Source organism: Lachnoanaerobaculum sp., from assembly GCF_057250505.1.
Genome location: NZ_DBHIEQ010000059.1, coordinates 1 through 4,785, shown reverse-complemented (window position 1 = coordinate 4,785; position 4,785 = coordinate 1). Strand labels below are relative to the sequence as shown.

The 4,785-nt window shown below is 39.1% G+C and carries 4 protein-coding genes; 3 read left to right on the top strand and 1 reads right to left on the bottom strand.

Annotated elements, in window-relative coordinates; genetic code table 11:
• The first annotated feature begins 37 nt into the window (after window positions 1-37).
• Window positions 38-1,099, top strand: coding sequence for an FAD:protein FMN transferase (locus tag ACO6FI_RS13120; protein ID WP_485457716.1), 1,062 nt, complete (start codon window positions 38-40; stop codon window positions 1,097-1,099).
• A gap of 83 nt (window positions 1,100-1,182) precedes the next feature.
• Window positions 1,183-1,977, top strand: a complete 795-nt coding sequence (locus ACO6FI_RS13115; protein ID WP_485457715.1) for an SseB family protein — start codon at window positions 1,183-1,185, stop codon at window positions 1,975-1,977.
• 67 nt (window positions 1,978-2,044) lie between these two features.
• Here the strand turns inward: ACO6FI_RS13115 and ACO6FI_RS13110 are convergent, their stop codons facing one another.
• Window positions 2,045-3,406 carry a citrate/2-methylcitrate synthase gene (locus tag ACO6FI_RS13110; protein ID WP_485457714.1) on the bottom strand — a complete coding sequence of 454 codons (1,362 nt, stop codon included), beginning with the start codon at window positions 3,404-3,406 and terminating at the stop codon, window positions 2,045-2,047.
• A gap of 223 nt (window positions 3,407-3,629) precedes the next feature.
• Here ACO6FI_RS13110 and ACO6FI_RS13105 point away from each other — a divergent pair, with 223 nt between their 5' ends.
• On the top strand, window positions 3,630-4,739 hold the full coding sequence (locus tag ACO6FI_RS13105) for a galactose ABC transporter substrate-binding protein (RefSeq protein ID WP_485457713.1): 1,110 nt from the start codon (window positions 3,630-3,632) through the stop codon (window positions 4,737-4,739).
• The last annotated feature ends 46 nt before the right edge of the window (window positions 4,740-4,785 follow it).

Below are 4,785 nucleotides of genomic sequence, written 5' to 3'. Positions count from 1 at the left end.
ACCTAACTAAAATATATGAAAAGGCCGGGAGATTATTTTGAAGAATTTTAATAAGAAGACTATTATAGCTGTACTTGCCGTAGTGGTAATACTTGCAATTATAGCAATAGCTGGTAAGAACAGCAGTATGAAATCTGTTGCCAATAACTTTGACTTATCACTTGATAAAAAAAGTGATGAACCTTTAACAGATACCACTTTTGCACTTGACACATTCATTACGGTGACTATATATCATGGCGGTGATGAAAATGTACTGAAGGATTCTCTGGATTTTATAAGAAAATACGAGATGGTTTTTTCAGCAACCAATCCTGATGCGGAGCTTTATAAGCTCAATCACAGGGGTAAGGGTGTGATGAGTGTTAAAGCAAGCGAGGACCTCGCCTATTTAATAGATAAGGCGTTATATTATAGTAAGGTATCAAACGGGGCTTTTGATATTACTACACAGCCGCTTAAAGAACTTTGGGATTTCAATACTGACGATCCGAAGCTTCCAAGCGATGATAGCATAAAAGAAGCTTTGCCTAAGGTGGACTATACAAGAGTAAGTGTGGAGGGAGATACTATAAATTTTACCTCTGACGATACACAGATTGATCTTGGAGCTATTGCCAAGGGATATATTGCGGACAAGACCAAGGAGTTTTTAAAGAGCAAGGGTGTGGACAGTGCTATAATAAATCTTGGCGGAAATGTACTTTGTATAGGTAAGAAACCTGACGGACAAAACTTTACTATAGGACTTCAAAAGCCTTATGCCGACAGGAATGAGACTGTGGCGCTGCTTACAGTGGATGATGAATCGGTAGTGTCGTCAGGAGTGTATGAGAGACATTTTGTGATAGACGGTAAAAACTATCACCATATCTTAAATCCGAAGACCGGATATCCTTATGACAACGGACTTGTAGAGGTAAGTATACTTACAAAGTCGTCTACAGATGCCGACGCACTCTCAACCACCTGTTTTTCGCTGGGAGCGGAAGAAGGGGTCAAGCTTTTAAATTCCATACCTGATACCTACGGATACTTTATTTTGTCGGACTACAGTATAGTGTATTCTGACGGAGCAAAGGAACAACTTGCAGAGTAGGCATTGTAAAGATATTGTAATTTGACTTTGATAAGCAAAAAGTATATATTAGTGTCAAGAAATATATTTTTTTGGAGATAAAAATGGACAGAAGAGAAGTACTTTCAAGTATACCTAAGGCAGTCAATCTTTATATGATTCATTCGGAGTTTACAAGATTGCCATATATTGAGTGTGACGATAAGACCTTTGATGATGTAGCATTCTTCTTTGATATAAAAGAAAATGCGGACAAGAAATCACAGGAGTTGCTTGAAAAAAAACAAAAGAATGTTGTGGTAGAGCTTACTCAGGAGGGAATACTCAGAGCGTTCACACATCTTGTTATAGCGGGAGTGAATGCAATCAAGTACAACTGTCAAGGTGAGGATTATATAATTCAGCTTGATGAGATTATAAAGATTTCAGATTTCAGTGAGCTTCCACCTGAGAAAAGACCTATAGAGAACAGAACATTGCAGCTTACAATGCTTTATTTCGCTCAGGAAATCAGAGCAAATATTGACAATCCGAATACTCCTGTTATACATGATATGGAAGAGGAGATGATGGTCAATATCCTTAAGGCGAGATTTTTGGTTCCTGTAAGAGAGAGTGAGGTTGACGGAAAGACTCAGATGCAGATGCTTATGATAAAGCTTGGTGAAGACGGCGGCAGTATGATACCTGTATTTACAGACAATATTGAGTTTGACAAGATGCCGAATGATGATACGGTCAAAAAAACTATTATTGATGCAAAGAATCTTATCAACTTCCCGCTTACACCTGAGTGTGACGGATTCCTTATCAACCCTATGGGAGTGAGCCTGCCGCTTAATGCAGGTATAGTAAACAATTTAAAGAATATGGAGATAGCACCCTCAGATAAAGAATAATTCGGTTAAGGTGTTGTTTTAAAAATTTGCCCCATATAGCGATTTATATGCTATATGGGGCAATTTTTTATTTTCTGTCTTTCATCTCAACATATTCTTCATGCTCTTTTACAGCCATATATGCAGGTCTTATAATCTTGTCCGTATTTATAAGCTCTTCAATTCTGTGAGCGCTCCAACCCACTATCCTTGAGCAGGCAAATATCGGAGTATACAGTTCGGTAGGTAAGTCAAGCATACCGTAAACAAAGCCGCTGTAAAAATCAATATTTGCACTGACACCCTTGTAGATATGTCTTTCGGCTCCGATAACTTCAGGAGCAAGCCTCTCAACGGCACTGTAAAGTTTGAAATCATTGTCTCTGTGCTTTGCATGGGCAAGCTGTTTTACATACTGCTTGAAAATATTTGCACGAGGATCCGAGAGTGAGTATACGGCGTGACCCATACCGTAGATAAGTCCGGATTTGTCAAAGGCCTCTTTTCTAAGCAATTTTAAAAGATATGATTTTATTTCTTCTTCATCATTTATATCGCTGATATTCTTTTTCATATCCTTGAACATCTCCACAACCTTTATATTGGCTCCGCCGTGCTTAGGTCCCTTCAATGATCCCAGTGCGGCGGCTATAGCCGAGTATGTGTCGGTACCTGATGAAGTTACTACATGAGTTGTGAAGGTGGAGTTGTTACCGCCGCCATGCTCCATATGTAAAACCATTGCCAGATCAAGTACTCTTGCCTCAAGATTTGTATACTTTCTGTCCTCTCTAAGCATCATAAGAATGTTCTCAGCGGTAGAAAGTTCATTTGAAGGTCGATGTATATACATACTTTTATCTCTTATATAGTGATTGTATGCATGGTATCCGTATACACACATCATCGGAAAAGTAGCTATAAGATTGATACACTGTCTGAGAACATTTGCAAGTGAAGTATCATCAGCCTTTGTATCGTAAGCATACAGTGTAAGTACGGATCTTGAGAGAGTATTCATCATATCCTTGCTTGGGGCTTTCATTATTACATCCCTTGTAAAGTTCTTCGGCAATGTCCTTTGCTCGCCAAGTAGGGTTCTGAAAGCTTTTAACTGTGCTTCATTTGGAAGACTTCCGAAAAGCATCAGGTATGCCACTTCTTCGAATCCGAATCTTTCTTCTTTAAGAAAGCCGTATGTAATCTCATGTATATCAATACCCTGATATCTCAGCTCGCCGTCACAAGGAATTTTTTCTCCGTTTACCTTTTTGAATGAAGTAATCTCGGAAATTCTTGTAAGGCCTGCTCTCACACCTTCTCCCTGCAGATTCCTAAGTCCTCTCTGTACATCGTATTCTTTGTACAAAGCTTGGTTAATAGATAGATTTGAGAGACATTTGGCTGTCAAGTCCTCTATTTCCTTTGTTATCTTTTGATTGTATCCCATAGTTGCCTCCTTCTATATAAGTATACGGTGATTTTTATTATCACCGTTTGTCTATAATTATACAACTTTTTTGAATATAATTAAATCTGAAATTATTAGGAATCATTTCTGATATAGCAAAAAATTTAATAAAAACCGTAAAAAAAATCTATGTAAAATAATCGTAATCAATATTAAAATATGCTTACAAATTAAACGAACCGAATATAAGGGAGGAAAAACAATGAGATTGTTTAAAAAAGTATTAGCGGTATCAGTAGCATCTATGTGTGCTCTTTCATTAGCTGCTTGTGGCGGAAGCAAGAGTGCCGAGACAACAGCGGCAGCAAGCAGTGAGTCAAAGGAAGAGTCTAAAGCCGGCGAGAGTGTTTCAGAGGCTGTAGCTGCTACCGGTAAGGATGCAAAGGACATCAAAGTAGGCATTTCAATTTACAAGTTTGATGACAACTTTATGACACTTTATCGTAACGAGCTGGTTAGATATCTTACAGAAGACTGCGGTATTCCGAAAGATAATATAGTAGTTCAGGACGGTAAGAACGATCAGGCTGAGCAGACAAACCAGATCAACAACTTTATCGCAACAAAGGTTGACGTTATGATTCTTAACCTTGTACAGTCATCTTCAGCTCCTACAGTTACAGATCTTGCAAAAGAAGCCGGAATTCCTGTAGTTTATATCAACCGTGAGCCTGATGAGACAGAGGAGTCAAGATGGGCTTCAGACAGTATCAAGGCTACTTATGTAGGTGCTGATGCTCGTCAGTCAGGAACATTCCAAGGTGAAGAAATCGCAGAACTTGATAACAAGGGTGACATCAACGGCGACGGAACAGTTAAGTACATAATGATCCAGGGTGACCCTGAGAATATTGACGCACAGTACAGAACAGAGTATTCAGTTAAGGCTCTTACAGAAAAGAGCGGATTAAAGGCTGAAGAGCTTCTTATCCAAAGAGGTGACTGGGATCAGGCTAAGGGACAGCAGATTGCACAGGACGCACTTACACAGTATGGAAAAGACATCGAAGTTATCTTCTGTAACAATGATGCAATGGCACTCGGTGCACTTCAGGCTATCAATGCTGCAGGCAGAAAAGTCGGAGAAGACATCTATATCGTAGGTGTTGATGCACTTGCAGAGGCTGTACAAAACGTATCTGAAGGCAAGATGACAGGTACAGTATTTAATGACTTTATCAGCCAGGCACAGGCTGCAGCAAAGGCGGCTATATCATTTACAAACGATGAGAAGGTTGACACAAAGATTCCTGTAGACTATGTAAAAGTTACAAAGGACAATGCTGCAGATATTTTAAAACTTGTAAAATAATGAATTAATTTATGTAAACATCTTTCGGGTGTGGGCCTGCACACCC

Coding starts and splice junctions, on each gene's coding strand:
- ACO6FI_RS13110 (WP_485457714.1), bottom strand. CDS start 3,406: ATGGGATACAATCAAAAGATAACAAAGGAAATAGAGGACTTGACAGCC.
- ACO6FI_RS13105 (WP_485457713.1), top strand. CDS start 3,630: ATGAGATTGTTTAAAAAAGTATTAGCGGTATCAGTAGCATCTATGTGT.
- ACO6FI_RS13115 (WP_485457715.1), top strand. CDS start 1,183: ATGGACAGAAGAGAAGTACTTTCAAGTATACCTAAGGCAGTCAATCTT.